At 62.8% G+C, this 14,895-nt stretch carries 16 protein-coding genes; 8 read left to right on the forward strand and 8 right to left on the reverse strand.

The window, feature by feature from the left end:
• The first annotated feature begins 78 nt into the window (after nucleotides 1–78).
• Complete coding sequence (locus tag C7G61_RS23575) at nucleotides 79–1,431, forward strand: malonyl-CoA decarboxylase (protein ID WP_108518956.1); 1,353 nt, start codon at nucleotides 79–81, stop codon at nucleotides 1,429–1,431.
• Between the two features lie 45 nt (nucleotides 1,432–1,476).
• Entirely contained in the window at nucleotides 1,477–2,658 is a 1,182-nt protein-coding gene (locus tag C7G61_RS23580; protein ID WP_108518958.1) for a DUF418 domain-containing protein, read from the forward strand.
• An 8-nt stretch (nucleotides 2,659–2,666) separates the two neighbouring features.
• Here the strand turns inward: C7G61_RS23580 and serA are convergent, their stop codons facing one another.
• From serA to C7G61_RS23620, 8 genes are all read right to left on the reverse strand, one after another.
• On the reverse strand, nucleotides 2,667–3,932 hold the full coding sequence (serA, locus tag C7G61_RS23585) for a phosphoglycerate dehydrogenase (RefSeq protein WP_108518960.1): 1,266 nt from the start codon (nucleotides 3,930–3,932) through the stop codon (nucleotides 2,667–2,669).
• Nucleotides 3,933–4,073: 141 nt separating this feature from the next.
• A complete protein-coding gene (locus tag C7G61_RS23590) occupies nucleotides 4,074–5,243 on the reverse strand; it encodes a mandelate racemase/muconate lactonizing enzyme family protein (RefSeq protein ID WP_108518962.1) in 1,170 nt (389 codons plus the stop codon).
• A gap of 111 nt (nucleotides 5,244–5,354) precedes the next feature.
• A complete protein-coding gene (locus C7G61_RS23595) occupies nucleotides 5,355–5,624 on the reverse strand; it encodes a DUF3297 family protein (RefSeq protein WP_108518965.1) in 270 nt (89 codons plus the stop codon).
• Nucleotides 5,621–6,097, reverse strand: coding sequence for a glutathione peroxidase (locus C7G61_RS23600; RefSeq protein WP_108518967.1), 477 nt, complete (start codon nucleotides 6,095–6,097; stop codon nucleotides 5,621–5,623). The genes C7G61_RS23595 and C7G61_RS23600 overlap by 4 nt, the downstream gene beginning before the upstream one ends.
• A gap of 15 nt (nucleotides 6,098–6,112) precedes the next feature.
• Nucleotides 6,113–7,504 (reverse strand): amidase family protein, encoded by a 1,392-nt coding sequence (locus C7G61_RS23605; protein WP_108518969.1) that lies wholly within the window; start codon nucleotides 7,502–7,504, stop codon nucleotides 6,113–6,115.
• Between the two features lie 229 nt (nucleotides 7,505–7,733).
• Nucleotides 7,734–8,300 (reverse strand): c-type cytochrome, encoded by a 567-nt coding sequence (locus C7G61_RS23610; protein WP_108519172.1) that lies wholly within the window; start codon nucleotides 8,298–8,300, stop codon nucleotides 7,734–7,736.
• Between the two features lie 140 nt (nucleotides 8,301–8,440).
• Nucleotides 8,441–9,721, reverse strand: a complete 1,281-nt coding sequence (locus C7G61_RS23615) for a PQQ-dependent sugar dehydrogenase (RefSeq protein ID WP_108518971.1) — start codon at nucleotides 9,719–9,721, stop codon at nucleotides 8,441–8,443.
• A 176-nt stretch (nucleotides 9,722–9,897) separates the two neighbouring features.
• Nucleotides 9,898–10,155: a DUF6894 family protein gene (locus tag C7G61_RS23620; protein WP_108518973.1), complete on the reverse strand. Its 258-nt coding sequence runs from the start codon at nucleotides 10,153–10,155 to the stop codon at nucleotides 9,898–9,900.
• Nucleotides 10,156–10,463: 308 nt separating this feature from the next.
• Here C7G61_RS23620 and pqqA point away from each other — a divergent pair, with 308 nt between their 5' ends.
• The 6 genes from pqqA to pip all read left to right on the forward strand — a co-directional run bounded on the left by pqqA (nucleotide 10,464) and on the right by pip (nucleotide 14,894).
• Entirely contained in the window at nucleotides 10,464–10,544 is an 81-nt protein-coding gene (pqqA, locus tag C7G61_RS23625) for a pyrroloquinoline quinone precursor peptide PqqA (protein WP_035635412.1), read from the forward strand.
• A gap of 145 nt (nucleotides 10,545–10,689) precedes the next feature.
• Nucleotides 10,690–11,619 (forward strand): pyrroloquinoline quinone biosynthesis protein PqqB, encoded by a 930-nt coding sequence (pqqB, locus tag C7G61_RS23630; RefSeq protein ID WP_108518976.1) that lies wholly within the window; start codon nucleotides 10,690–10,692, stop codon nucleotides 11,617–11,619.
• Nucleotides 11,620–11,639: 20 nt separating this feature from the next.
• Nucleotides 11,640–12,395, forward strand: coding sequence for a pyrroloquinoline-quinone synthase PqqC (pqqC, locus tag C7G61_RS23635; RefSeq protein ID WP_108519174.1), 756 nt, complete (start codon nucleotides 11,640–11,642; stop codon nucleotides 12,393–12,395).
• A gap of 6 nt (nucleotides 12,396–12,401) precedes the next feature.
• Nucleotides 12,402–12,713: a pyrroloquinoline quinone biosynthesis peptide chaperone PqqD gene (gene pqqD / locus C7G61_RS23640; protein WP_108518978.1), complete on the forward strand. Its 312-nt coding sequence runs from the start codon at nucleotides 12,402–12,404 to the stop codon at nucleotides 12,711–12,713.
• Nucleotides 12,710–13,918, forward strand: coding sequence for a pyrroloquinoline quinone biosynthesis protein PqqE (gene pqqE / locus C7G61_RS23645; protein ID WP_108518980.1), 1,209 nt, complete (start codon nucleotides 12,710–12,712; stop codon nucleotides 13,916–13,918). Before pqqD ends, pqqE begins: the two co-directional genes overlap by 4 nt.
• The gene (gene pip, locus C7G61_RS23650; protein ID WP_108518982.1) at nucleotides 13,908–14,894 is read left to right on the forward strand and encodes a prolyl aminopeptidase; all 987 of its coding nucleotides are present in this window, start codon (nucleotides 13,908–13,910) and stop codon (nucleotides 14,892–14,894) included. Before pqqE ends, pip begins: the two co-directional genes overlap by 11 nt.
• The last annotated feature ends 1 nt before the right edge of the window (nucleotide 14,895 follow it).

The following is a 14,895-nucleotide window of genomic DNA, read 5'->3' on the forward strand; positions in this document are numbered from 1 at the left end:
CCATACGCTTGATTGTGATCGGCACCGTCCTAAATCTCATATAAGATTCCGCATTATCAGCTGGATTCGACCCACCGCATGGCCAACGCCTTTTTTTCCGACCTTCTCTCGACGATATCAGAACGTGGCCGCACGCTGCTTCGGCGGGGCGAGCCGTCAGTCGCCCGCCAGGACGCCTCCGAGCTGCTTGACCTATGCAAGGCGCTGCTGTCCGGCCGCGGCGAAGCGTCCGGCACCGCGATGGCGCGCGATGTGCTCGACCGCTACCACGACCTCGACGCCGCCGGCCGGCTGACCTTCTTCGAAACGCTGGCGAGAGATTTCGGCCCCGACCGCGAAAAACTGTCGCAGGCGATCGAGAGTTGGCGCAGCCAGCCGAACGACAGCGATGCCAGCGACCTTCACTTTGCTTCCGAGCCGCAGCGGCAGGAGCTGATCCGCCGGCTCAACCGCGCGCCGGGCGGCACCAGTGAGCTGGTGGCGATGCGCGCCGACCTGCTTGCCCTGATGAAGGGCAACAAGGATCTGGCCGCGCTCGACCGCGACGTGGTGCATTTGCTGTCTTCTTGGTTCAACAGGGGATTTCTCGTGCTGCGCAGGATAGACTGGTCGACGCCAGCAAATATTCTGGAACAGATCATCCGTTATGAGGCGGTGCATGCGATCCGCGACTGGAACGATTTGCGCCGCCGTATCGACCCGATCGATCGGCGCTGCTACGCCTTCTTCCATCCCCAGCTCAACGACGAACCGCTGATCTTCGTCGAGGTTGCGCTGACCGAGGCAATTCCAACCGCGATCGCGCCGCTGCTCGCCGCAGAGCGTCAGCCAGTGCCGATCGAACGCGCGCGCACCGCCGTGTTTTATTCGATCTCGAATACGCAGAAAGGTCTAGGCGGCATTTCCTTCGGCAGCTTCCTGATCAAGCAGGTGGCCGAGGAATTGCGGCGCGAATTGCCGAAGCTGGATACGTTCATCACGCTGTCGCCGGTGCCGGGCTTCATGCAATGGCTGAAGCAGGCCGACGACGCGCCGGTCAGCGACGAGGAACGGACGCTGCTGGAGGCGCTCGACAGGCCGGACTGGTTCGAGGATGCGGAGCTGACCGCGCAATTGCGCGCCGTGCTGGAGCCGCTGGCCGCGCATTACTTCCTCAAAGCCCGTACGCCAAAAGGCCGGCTGATCGATTCGGTGGCGCGCTTCCACATCGGCAACGGCGCGCGGCTGGAGAAGATCAACTGGCTCGGCGACCTCTCGCCGAAGGGCCTGCGTGAGTCGGCCGGGATCATGGTCAACTATCTCTATCGGCTGGAAGACATTGAGAAGAACCACGAGGCCTACGCCAACCAGGGCGACATCGCCGCTTCCAGCGCGGTGAAGAAACTGATCAAGACCGAGGGCCGGCGGCTACTGGACATGCGGCTGTCGTAGAGCGGCCGCGGATTCATCCGCCGCTCGATTGGAAATCATATTGCGATGGCTTCCGATGGCGCCGCACCTCTCCGGCCGATAAGCCCCGCCGAGCGGATCGACGCCATCGATGTGTTGCGGGGCGTTGCTTTACTCGGCGTTCTCGCGATCAACGTCGTGACCATATTTCGCGTTTCGATCTTCCAGCAGTTTCTTTTCCCCAAGCCTCCTCTATCTTTGTCGCCAATCGACAGCGCCATCGAAACCATCCTGACGCTGGCCGTCGAGTTGAAGGCATTTGCGCTGTTTTCGCTGCTGTTCGGAACGGGCCTTGCCATCCAGTTCGGGCGGCTGGCCAGGAGCGAGCGCCGCACGTTGTTGCTCGTGCGCCGACTCATCGTGTTGCTGGCGTTTGGGCTCATCCACCTTTGCCTGATCTGGAACGGCGACATTCTCACCGAATATGCGCTCGCTGGATTCATCGTCCTGCCGTTCCTGTTCGGTCCGCGCTGGCTATTGGCTGTCGCCGCGCTGGCGTTTCTCGGGTTGTACCTTGCGATGCAGGTCTTTCCGCCGCCGGGATTGTGGCCCGGCACGGCCGCGATTGCCCAGGATGTCATGGATGCCAACCGCATCTATGCGACGGGCGGCTTCCTCGACGTGCTGGCGTTCCGGCTCCGCGAGATTCCCCTTTTCGTTGCCCTGCACGCCTATATCTTTCCGCGCACGATCGGGTTGTTTGTTCTCGGCGCGTTCGCCTGGCGCACCGGCATTCTGCGAAACCCGCCACGCCATTTGCTCCTCTCGATCGCCGCCGCCTGTATCGGCCTTGGCGCAGCATTGATCCTTTGCCATGCCGGCGGCTTTATCACGGGCGGCCGGACCCGCGCCCTAGCGGAACCTCTCGGCACCATCCTGCTGGCGCTGGGTTATGGCGCTGGTATCATCGGCATCGCCAATCTCGAGAGCGGAAAGAGGCTGCTCGGCTGGGCCGCGCCGCTGGGGCGCATGGCCTTCACCAACTACCTCGCGCAGTCCCTGATCTTCGGCTGGATCTTTTACGGCTATGGTCTAGGCCTGTTCGGCCGCCTCGGCGTCGCCAGCGCGCTGGCCATCGGCGTTGCCGTCTACATCGGACAGGTATTTTTCAGCGCCTGGTGGCTGCGCCGCTACCGGTACGGCCCCGTCGAATGGCTGTGGCGCACGCTGATGTATGGCGCGGCGCAGCCGATGCGGCAGACGGCGTAGCGCCGGGCTCAGATCTTGTATTCATAGAGCAATCGGGCGCGAATGGTACCCTCCAGGGCGCGGATGTCCGCGAGCACGCGCTGGCCGTCGGCGGCGGAGGCATCAGCGTCGAGCACCACATAGCCGACGTCGTGGTCGGTCTCGTAATATTGCGCGGCAATGTTGACGGCGTGGCGCGCGAGCACCTCATTCAGACGTCCCAGCATGCCCGGCAGATTGCGCTGTACCTGAATGAACCGCGTCCCCGATGGCCGCGGCGGTAGCTGGACCTGGGGGAAATTGACAGCGCCCATCGTCGAGCCGGAATCGCTGTAGTCGACGAGCTTGCGCGCCACTTCGGCACCGATGCGTTCTTGCGCCTCTTCGGTCGAACCGCCGATGTGCGGCGTCAGAATAACATTTTCCAGACCCTGAAGCGGCGATACGAAGCGATCTGCGTTCGAACGCGGCTCGACCGGAAAGACGTCAACCGCGGCGCCACGAAGCCTGCCTTCGCGCAGCGCGTCCGCGAGCGCCTCGAGGTCAACGACCGTACCGCGACTGTTGTTGATGAAATATGCTCCCGGCTTGATCGCCGCAATCTCCTCGCGCCCGATCATCCCATGCGTGGCTGATGTCTCCGGCACATGCAACGTCACCACGTCGCTTTGCGCCAGCAGCTCATGCAAGGTCGCCGTCGGCTCGGTGTTGCCATGACGAAGCCTGTCGGTATGATCGTAGAAAATGACCCTCATGCCCAGCGCTTCCGCGAGATTCGAGAGCTGCGAGCCGATATTGCCGTAGCCAATGATGCCGAGCGTCTTGCCCCTCACCTCGTAGCTGTCGTTTGCGGACTTGTCCCAGCGCCCCTGATGCGCGGCGTTGGAACGCGAGACGATCCGGCGCAGCAGGGTGACGATCTCGCCGATCACCAGTTCTGCGACGCTTCGCGTGTTGGAAAACGGCGCGTTGAACACGGGAATCCCGCTCCGGCGCGCGGCGTCAACTTCCACCTGATTGGTGCCGACGCTGAAGCATCCGATCGCGATGAGCCGGTCCGCGGCCTCAAGAACGTCCGTTGTGATCTGCGTGCGTGAGCGGATACCCAGCAGGTGCACGCCTTTGATGGCTTCCTTGAGTGCATCGCCCTCGAGCGCCTTGGACAAGCGAACCATGTTGGAATAGCCCGCAGCCTCTATCATCTGCACGGCGCTGTCGTTGACCCCTTCGAGAAGCAAGACCCGGATCTTGTGCTTCGAGAGCGAGAGTTGGGGACGGGAAAGTTTACTGGGCAAGATCGCGGCATCCTTCAGAGATCGATGAACGGCAGGCTGGCGGCGTGGAAATTCACACTCGGCGCCAAGCCGAATTTCCTATCCAAGCCACTAATTTCATAAGATTTTTGGACAGCCAATCTTTTCCTATGTGATCCGGGCTCACACCGCCAGCGCCTTCATCTCCTTGTAGAGATCGGATTTCCCCTCGAACCCGATGCCCGGCAGGTCCGGCATGGTGATGTGCCCGTTCTCGACACGAACACCGTCCGGGAAACCGCCGTAGGGCTGGAACAGGTCGGGATAGCTCTCATTGCCGCCAAGCCCGAGACCGGCCGCGATATTGAGCGACATCTGGTGACCACCGTGGGGGATGCAGCGGCTCGGCGACCAGCCGTGGGTCTTCAAGACCGCCAGCGTGCGCTGGTATTCGCACAGGCCATAGGACAGCGCACAATCGAATTGAAGCCAGTCGCGGTCCGGCCGCATGCCACCATAGCGGATCAGGTTTTTTGCATCCTGATGGCTGAAGAGATTCTCGCCGGTCGCCATCGGTCCGGGATAGAACTCAGCGAGCGCCGCCTGCAGCGCGAAGTCGAGGGGGTCGCCCGCCTCCTCGTACCAGAACAGCGGATACTCCCGCAGCATTTTTGCATAAGCAATCGCCGTCTCGAGATCGAAGCGGCCATTGGCGTCGACGGCGAGTTGTGTCTGACTGCCGATCTCCTTCAAGACAGCTTCGATGCGCTCGCGATCTTCCGCGATCGGCGCGCCGCCGATCTTCATCTTCACGACGTTGTAGCCGCGGTCGAGATAGCCGCGCATTTCGCCGCGCAGCGCCGACAGGTCCTTGCCGGGATAATAGTAACCGCCGGCGGCATACACGAACACACGCGGATCGGCCTTGAGGCCGTGACGCTCGGCGAGCAGACGAAACAGCGGCTTGCCGGCGATCTTCGCCACCGCATCCCACACCGCCATATCGATGGTGCCCACGGCGACCGAGCGCTCGCCGTGGCCGCCCGGCTTCTCGTTCGACATCATGGCGGCCCAGACCTTGTCCGGATCGAGATTGCCGCCATCGGCATCCAGCAGGCTCCTGGGATCGGCCTCTTTCAGCCGCGGCGCAAAGCGTTCGCGGATCAGGCCGCCCTGCCCGTAGCGGCCGTTCGAGTTGAAGCCGTAGCCGACCACGCGCTTGCCGTCGCGCACGACGTCAGTGACGACGGCGACGAGGCTCGTCGTCATTTTGGTGAAGTCGATATAGGCGTTGCGGATCGGCGAGGAGATCGGTTTTGTGATTTCGCAGACGTCGACGATACGGACGGACATGGGATTGGCTTTCAGTCTCTGTCGTCATTGCGAGCGAAGCGAAGCAATCCATCGAGCCACGCGTACGGAGGGATGGATTGCTTCGCTTCGCTCGCAATGACGACGCCGGGGTCAGGTGGAAGGTTTATCGCGGAAATACGGCTCGACCGGGCCGTGCACCTTGATCGTCAGCGGGTTGCCATAGCGGTCCTTGGCATTGCCGGCGGTGACGCGCACCCAGCCCTCGCTGATGCAATATTCCTCGACATTGGTTTTCTCGACGCCCTTGAAGCGAATGCCGACGTCGCGCGCGAGGATATCGGCATTGTAATACGGGCTGTTCGGATCGACCGAGAGACGGTCGGGGAATTCGTCGTTCATCGCTTTGTTGGTCTCGCTCACAGCAGTGCCTCGATTTCTCTTCGTAGCCCCTCGGGGGTCACGGTCGGGGCATAGCGCCCGACCACCCTGCCCGACCGGTCGATCAGGAATTTGGTGAAATTCCATTTGATCGACGAGCCGAGCAGCCCCGATTTCTCATTCTTCAGGTGGTTGAACAACGGATGCGCATGGCTGCCATTGACGTCGATCTTGGCGAACATCGGAAACGTCACGTCATACTTGCTCTCGCAGAACTCTCCGATCTGTTTGGCGTCGCCCGGCTCCTGCCCGCCGAACTGGTTGCAGGGGAAGCCGAGCACCGCAAAGCCACGCGGCGCGAGTTCGCGTTGCAATTGCTCCAGGCCCTTGTACTGCGGCGTGAACCCGCAGGCGCTCGCGGTGTTGACGATCAGGAGCACCTGACCCTCAAACTGCTTCAGAGGCACCTCTTCGCCGGCGAGCGACTGCGCCGTAAAATCATAAACGCCTGGCATCGTGTTCTTTCGAAATTAGCCCGCCGGATCGATCGCCGCCGACGGCGTTCCGCCGGCTTCGATCGCCTCGCCGGCAGCAAGGCATAAATCCTCGCGGTAACGGCCGGAAACCAGTTGCACGCCAACGGGTACGCGTCCGACCAGCCCTGTCGAAACCGTTAGCCCGGGAAGCCCCATGAAGGGAATGGCGATCTGCGGCAATTGCGCATGCCAGACGCGCGCAAACGACGCCTCGTCCTTGCGGTCGAGCTGATCGGGGAACGGCAATTCGCCGGATACCGGCATCAGCAGTACGGCATAGTTTTCGAAGAACGCCAGCCATTCGCGCGTCAGCGTCAGGCGCCGCGTCAGCGCCTTGGACAGGTCGAACGGATGGACTTTTGCGCGGTTCCCGCGCAGGCAGGCCAGCGCGCCGGGATCGCCTTCGCGCTCGGCCATCTCCAACTGCGCCTCAAAGCCGTCGCCGAGCCAGAGTTTTGTCTGCAGATCGGCGGCCTCGCGCAGCGGCGGCGTGTTGGCGATTTCCTCGACGATCCAGCCGGCACGCTCGAGCCGCTTGCCCGCGTCCGCAACGGCGGCTTTCACTTCAGGCACGGGATCGAGGCCGTCAGGGTTGAGACACATCGCGACGCGCTTGGGCATCGCCGGGCCTTCGAGCGGCGCCGGTACCCACCAGGGATCGCGATAATCTTTCGCCGACATCGCGGCCAGCGCAATCCTGATATCGCCGATGGTGCGCGCCAGCGGGCCCGAGACGGCGCTGATCTGCGGCCCGATCGGCCGTTCGGGGAGCGCCGCATTGAACGCCGCGATGCGGCCCATGGTCGGCCGCAGGCCATGCACGCCGCAGGCGTAAGCCGGATAGCGGATCGATCCCGCAATATCCGTACCGTGCGCGATATGCCCGATGCCGGCCGCGACCGCCGCCCCCGCGCCGCCGGACGAGCCGCCCGGCGTGATGGACGGATCGCGCGGGTTCCTGGTGTCGCCATGAATGAGGTTGGTGGTGAACCAGCGATAGGAGAACGCCGGGCAATTGGTGCGCCCGAGAATGACGGCGCCGGACTTGCGCAGATTGTCGATCACGGGGTTGTTGCTCTTTGCAATGGCGTCGCGCTGCAGCTTCAGCCCGTTGGTGGTGGCAAAGCCTTCCTGGTCGATATTGACCTTCACCGTAACAGGCACGCCGCCGAGCGGTCCGGCGTCTTCACCGCGCCCGATGGCGGCATCGATGGCGGAAGCCTGCGCCAGCACGTCCTCAGGCCTGTGGTCGACCACGGCGTTGATTTTGGGGTTGACTGCGTCCAGCCGCGCCAGCGCCGCGGTCGCCGCCTCCTTGGCCGAGACCTTCTTCGACCTGATCAGCGAAGCGATTTCCGCGGCCGACAAGCGCCATAGATCCTGCATGCAAAACTCCATATTGATTGGAGCCCTTGTAGCGCCGGGCGCAGGGCAATGCCAGCGGGGGACTTTGCGGCGAGCGCGTACTTCTCCCTCTCCCCGTTCTTACGGGGAGAGGGTTGGGGTGAGGGGTCTATCCGCGGGCACTTTCGCCAATTGGAGGGACCGGTACCCCCTCACCCGGATTGCTTCGCAATCCGACCTCTCCCCGCAAGCGGGGCGAGGTTGATTTAACCTAGCGCATACGGGCGATGTAATAAGCGAGATCGACGATCTGCTCTGCTGCGATCGGGGCCATCACGTCCGCCATGCTGGCATCATAGCCGTGGCGGCTGTTGTCCTTGTACTCAGCAAGGGTCTTGGCGAGATAATCCTCGCGCTGGTTGGCGATGCGCGGGACGTTTTCCTTGCCCGACAAATCAGGGTTGTGACAGGCGTCGCAGCGGTGCTGCTGCACCAGCGCCTGGCCGCGCTGCATCCGCGCTGGATCGCCATTTTCCGCTGGCGGCGCGGGCTTCGGTATCTTGGCGATGAAGTCGGAGAACAGGCGAAGGTCGTCGTCGGTCAGCGGCTTCGCCATCTCGTTCATCGGCTCGAAGACGCGCAGCTTCTCACGGAACATGAAAAGCTGGATCAGCGTGTAAGGCGCCTGCTGGCCGCCGAGCGAGGGCGTGTTCTCGGTTTCCGACTGGCCCTTCTCGCCGTGACAGGCCAGGCACGGCACGATGCGTTGTTCGATGGTTTCGGCTGATGCGCATGTTGAAATCAACGCAAACGCCAGTGCCGTTATTGTTTTACGCATCAGCCATTCCCGGTACGTCGTCATTTCGGGGCGATGCGAAGCATCGAACCCCAATGCGCAATTGCGCATTGTGGAATCTCGAGATTCCGGGTCTGGTGCTAACGCACCATCCCGGAATGACTGCTATTCGCAAAGGCGATCTACTTCTCCGCCACCTTCTGCTTGCCGTAGGTGATGCGGTAGACGGCGCCGTTCCAGTCGTCGGAGACCAGCAGCGAGCCATCCTTCATCGGCAGCACATCGACCGGGCGGCCGATATACTTGTTGTCTTCGAGGAAGCCGGTGATGAGCGGCTCCATCGACTTCATGGTGCCGTCCTTGTTCAACTTGACGACGACGACGTCACCGCCCACTTTCTTGGTGCGGTTCCATGAGCCGTGCCGGGCGATGATGGCCACGTTCTTGTAGCTCTTCGGGAACATGCTGCCGGTGTAGAATCGCATGCCGAGCGCTGCGGAATGCGGGCCCAGCAGGCCAACCGGGGCAGTGTATTCGCTGCAGGATTTTCCCCAGCCGAATTCGGGGTCGACGATGTTGCCCTGCAGGCAGTAGGGCGCGCCGAAATGTTCGCCGACCTTGGTGATACGGTTCAGTTCGTCCTCGGGCACGTCTTCCGACATCCAGTCGCGCCCGTTGTCGGTGAAGTAGAGCTGCTTGGTCGCTGGATGCCAGTCGAAGCCGACGGTCTGGCGAACGCCCCTGGCGATCACTTCCGCATCTGAGCCGTCCAGGTTCATCCGGCGGATCTGACCGTGGTCGTCGCTATGCAGCAAATTGTTGCCGGGCTGGCCGACCGGAACGTAGAGTTTGTTGTCGGGACCGATGCCGATGAACTTCCAGCCATGGGCCTCGTCCTTTGGCAGCTTGTCATAGATCAGAGTCGGCTTCGGCGGGTTGTCGATGACGTCTTCAACCTTGTCGATCTTTGAGACCTTCGACAGTTCGGCGATGTAGAGCGTGCCATCCTTGAAGGCGAGACCGTTCGGACGGTAGAGGCCGGAGGCCAGCACCTTGACCTCGCGCTTGCCGTCCTTGTTGACGATGGCATAGACCTTGTCGACCAGCCGGCTGCCGACAAACACCGTGCCCTTGTCGCCCACGGCGAGCGAGCGCGCATTTGCCATGCCCGCGGCATAGACCTCGATGTTGAAGCCGGCCGGCACTTTCAGCTTCGCCGTCGGCAATTTGTCCGGTGCCGCGGGGATCGGCGGCGGCGCATTCGGCGCGAGCTTGGCGGCGGCTTCGTTGCCCGCGGGACGTCCGATCAGGGGAGATCCCGGCGGAAGCGCGGGTGCGGCCGCAGGCGGTGCGCCGGCGGCCGGCGGAGCGGCGGGCTGCTGCGCAGCGGCGCCTAGCGTGAAGGCACTAAGGAAGGCACCGGCCAGCAGCAGGCTGCGCGGCGCCGACGAATGGCGTATCATGGGCGTTCTCCCTTGGTGGAAGCCTGTTCTCTACACGCAGCACACAAGGGTGCTGACGCCGGTGGCTTTCCGGACCGCAATCTCCGATATTTTTCCGTCGCTGCGCAACCGGAAACATGCCTCACGGAAACGGCGGCGGCCGAGTGGGCGGCCGCGCAGACCGGCTTCATCGCGCGTCAGTGCTTCGTAACCGAGGCGCCGGGGGCGTCGAGGATCGCTTCGGCGAACGGAAACTCCAGCACGATCTCGCCGTCGTCGTCGGTCACCTCGATGATCGCGCTCAAAAGCGCGCCATCGGCGCCGTCGGTCTTGAGCAGCTCGCGGATCATGGCGCGCGCCATTTCCCAGGCGCGATCGGGATCGACAAGCACTTCGCCGTCAGGATCGGAAATCAGCTCATCGCCGATACGGGTGTTGAAGTAATATCGCGGCATCGGCACAAACCTGGCTCCGTTGAGGCCCCGCAACCGGAGGCCGCTACTATCTCACAAGTTCCTTATCCGGAGCCGGCTGCGCTCCGTCCACACCCAGAATTGCCATTCGCGGCGGTGCGAACAACCGCGAAAGGCTTGATCCCACGCCGTTTTGACCGAGACCCTCCACACAACCCCGTGAAATCCCCTTTGCGGCGCAGCATAAACAAATGGGGTTCCAGGCAAAAGATTTAACTGGCGAACTTTTTGATCCGCAGTACCTTAGTCTGGAAGGGCGGAGTTCGTCCGGTAACAAAAGGGAGGCGCCAATGGCCTGGAAAGCACCAAAAATCGTCGAAGTATCGGTCGGCATGGAAATCAACATGTATATGTGCGCCACCCGCAAGTAAGCGGCAGCGCATTCACATCTTGCGCAGGTGGACCTCCGGGCCCGACACGTTCCGATAGCGGGACGGTGTCCGACGCCGGTGTCCACTTTGCGGCGTTTGTAATTCAGCTTGTTTCTTCAAGTCTGGAATCTCCAGGAGACGGATCATGCTTCGCGTCGTCGTCCTGGGCGCCGCCGCAGGCGGCGGGATTCCGCAGTGGAACTGCGGATGTCCGGTGTGCCTGATAGCACGAAGCGAAAATCCCGAACTGCGTAGTACCCAAGCCTCGATCGCGGTCAGCGCCGATGGTGCGCACTGGTATCTCATCAACGCTTCGCCCGACCTGCGCCAGCAGGTGATTGCGACGCCGCAGCTTCACCCCAAAGCCGGACAGCTCAGGCACAGCCCGATCGCCGGCGTGATCCTGACCAATGGCGAGGTCGATGCGGTCGCAGGGCTGCTGTCGATGCGCGAGGGTTCGCCGTTCACGCTCTATGCGCATGAGCGGGTCCTTGCGATTTTGCGATCCAACAGCATCTTTAACGTACTGGGCGACAGCAACGTGAAGCGGCGGCCAATCGAGGTCGACAAGGCGTTCGAGCCAGCCCTGCCCGATGGCTCCCCATCCGGCATGGAAATCCTTCCCTTCGCGGTTCCCGGCAAGGGCGCTTGGTATCTCGAAGGCAAGGCGCATCCGGCCGGCGGCGACGGCGCGGGCGATACGCTGGGCTTGCGGATTCTGGACAAGGCAAGCGGCAAGTACTTCTATTTCCTGGCCGCCTGCGCTGACGTGACCGACGATCTCAAATCGCGCCTGGCGGGCGCCGCGCTGGTGTTCTTCGATGGCACTGTGTGGCGCGACGATGAATTGATCGTCCAGGGGCTGGGCACTAAAACGGGACGAGGGATGGGCCATATTTCAATGTCAGGCACACATGGCGCGATCGAGAGCCTTGCCGGCCTCGATGTCGGCCGCAAAATGTTCCTGCATATCAACAACTCCAACCCCGCGTTGCTCACCGGCTCGGACGAGCGAAAGGAATTGGAACAGGCAGGCTGGCAGATTCCAGCCGACGGAACGGAGATCACGCTGTGAATGTCATGGCCAAGGCGGAAATGACCGCCCTGTCGATCGGCAAGGGCATCACGCTCAACAGCGCCGATGAACTCGAAGCGATGCTCCGCCACATCGGCGCGACGCGCTATCACAATCTGCATCCGTTCCACCGGCTGCTGCATGGCGGCAAGCTCAACAAGGGGCAGGTACAGGCCTGGGCGCTGAACCGCTATTTTTACCAGAGCACGATCCCGCTCAAGGACGCGATGGTGATCTCCCGGTTCCGCGACCGCGCCACCCGGATCGAATGGCGGCACAGGATCGAGGATCACGACGGCGATATCGGCTCCGAAGGCGGTATCGAGCGCTGGCTGAAGCTGACCGAGGGGCTCGGGCTCGACAGCGCCTATGTGGAATCGACCGAAGGCATTTTGCCCGCGACGCGATTTGCGGTGGAGGCCTACGTGCATTTCTGCCGTGACAAGACGCCGCTGGAAGCGATCGCCTCCTCGCTCACGGAACTGTTCGCGCCGAACCTGCATGAGGAACGCATCTCCGGGATGCTGCAGCACTATGATTTCGTCAACCCTGATATCATGAGCTATTTCAGCCGCCGCCTGACGCAGGCCCCGCGCGACGCAGGTTTTGCGCTGGAATACGTCAAGGCCAACGCGAAGACGCACGCCGAGCGCGAGGCGGTCTGCAACGCGCTGATCTTCAAGACCAATGTGCTATGGGTTCAGCTCGACGCGCTGTATCATGCCTATGTCGAGGGCCACATACCGCCCGGCGCGTTCGTGCCCAGAGGAGACTAGCGATCGATGGCTGCGAGCCGCAACATCAGTGTCAGCGAGGCGAGCCGGCCGAAATTGCCGCGGCACGCGCGGCTGAAATTCGATGAGACGCGGCAGGTCTGGGTGATCCTGGCGCCGGAACGCGTGCTGGCGCCGGACGAAATCGCGGTGGAAGTGCTGCAGCTCTGCGATGGCGTGCGCAGCGTTGCCGACATCGTCGACCAGCTCACCGTCAAGTACACGGCCGACCGCGAGGCGATCTCAACCGACGTCATCGGGATGCTGCAAGACCTCGCCGACAAGGGCTTTCTGACCGAAGCGCGTGAGAAGACGTCATGAGCGACATTCTCGCAGATGGCAAAACAGCCGGCGCCGCGCCCAGTGACGGGCTCGCGGTCCTGGAATCGCAACGTTCGACCGCGGAGACGTTCGGCATTCCGCTGGCCGTGCTCGCCGAGCTGACCCACCGCTGCCCACTGCAATGCCCCTATTGCTCCAACCCGATCGAACTCGACCGTGGCGGCAGCGAACTCACCACCGAGGAGTGGAAGAAGGTTTTGAGTGAGCTCGCCGAAATCGGCGTGCTGCAGATCCATTTCTCCGGGGGAGAGCCGACCGCGCGCAAGGACCTGGTGGAACTGGTGCAGCATGCGACCGACGTCGGGCTATACAGCAACCTCATTACATCGGCGGTGCTGCTGACCAGGGAAAGACTTTCGGCGCTGGCCGATGCCGGCCTCTGCCATGTGCAGATCAGTTTCCAGGGCAATGAGCCCATGGTGGCCGATCGCGTCGCCGGGCTGAAGAACTCCCACGAGAAGAAGATCGAAGCCGCGAGATGGACGCGCGAGCTCGATATGCCGCTGACGGTCAATGCCGTCATGCACCGGCAGAACCTGCATCAGCTCTCTGACATCATTCAGATGGCGGTCGATCTCGACGCCGACCGGCTGGAAGTGGCGAACGTCCAATATTACGGCTGGGCGCTGAAGAACCGCGCCGCCTTGATGCCGACGCTCGAACAGATCGAGGAGACCAGCCGCATCGTCGGGGAAGCTGCCGTGCGGCTGAAGGGCATTCTCGCCATCGACTATGTGGTGCCGGATTACTACGCGCTGCGGCCGAAGAAATGCATGGGCGGCTGGGGCCGGCAGTTCTTCAACATTTCTCCGGCGGGCAAAGTCCTGCCCTGCCACGCGGCGGAGAGCATCACCGGGCTAGAATTCGAATCCGTACGCTCCAATCATTCGATCGCGTGGATCTGGCAAAATTCCGAAGCCTTCAACCGCTATCGCGGCACCGGCTGGATGCCCGAGCCATGCAAGAGCTGCGAATTCCGGGAAATCGATTTCGGCGGCTGCCGCTGCCAGGCCTTTGCGCTGACCGGCGATGCAGGCAATACCGATCCGGCGTGCACGCTGTCGCCGATGCACGAGCAGATCTTCAAGCAGGCCGAGCGCGAGGCGGCCGCGCACCAGGACCGCTTCCTCTATCGCAATTTCGCCGGCGGCACGCTGGAGACGGAAGGCAAGCATGGCGCCTGACGCCGACGCCGGCAAATCGATCAAACCGGCCGATCCGTTTGCCCCGCTGACGTCGGAGCAGTTCGCGGTCAGCGACGGTCACGATATCTACGTCGAAAGCGTCGGCCGCGCCGGTGGCATCCCCGCGGTCTACCTGCATGGCGGGCCCGGCAGCGGCTGCCAGCCGGACCATCGCCGGCTGTTCGATCCCGAGCGCTTCCACGCGGTGCTGTTCGACCAGCGCGGCGCCGGCCGCAGCCGCCCCAAGGGCCGCCGCGAGGCCAACACGCTGCCGCACTTGATCACGGACATGGAAATGATCCGCGAGAAATTCGGGTTTGAGCGCTGGATGATCGTCGGCGGCTCCTGGGGCGCGACGCTGGCGCTGGCCTATGCGCAGGCCCATCCCGACCGCGTCACCGGCATCGTACTGCGCGCGACCTTTCTCGGCACGATCAAGGAAATCGAAAACGGTTTTCTCAACACGCTACCGCGCTTCTATCCCTGCCTTTACGACGACTTCATGAGCGTGCTGCCGGAAGGCGAACGCGAGCAGCCGATCCAGGCCTATTTTCGCCGTATCCTCGATCCCAGCCCCGACGTGAATATTCCGGCAGCGCGGGCATGGGGCGAGACCGAGCGCATTCTTTCCGAACACACGCCGAACCGCACACGCCTCGATCTGGCGGCGCTTAGTTCATCACGGGGCCTGCCGGCCACGCCGTTCATGGAAGCGCACTACTTCGCCAATGACTGCTTCATGCAGCCCAACCAGTTGCTGCGCGAAGCGGGCAGGCTCAAAGGCATCCCCGGCATCATCGTGCAGGGCCGCTACGACCTGCTGTGCCCGCCCGCAACCTCGCACGCGCTTGGCGCGCTGTGGCGCGAGGCCGAGATCCGTTTCGTCGAGGGTGCAGGCCACACGCTGTACGATCCCGGCGTCCGCGATGCGGTGATGAAGGCGATCGCGGACATGGCTTCCAGAACGGGCAAATAGG

Origin of the sequence: Bradyrhizobium algeriense, assembly GCF_003062295.1 — a bacterium.
Lineage (GTDB): Bacteria > Pseudomonadota > Alphaproteobacteria > Rhizobiales > Xanthobacteraceae > Bradyrhizobium > Bradyrhizobium algeriense.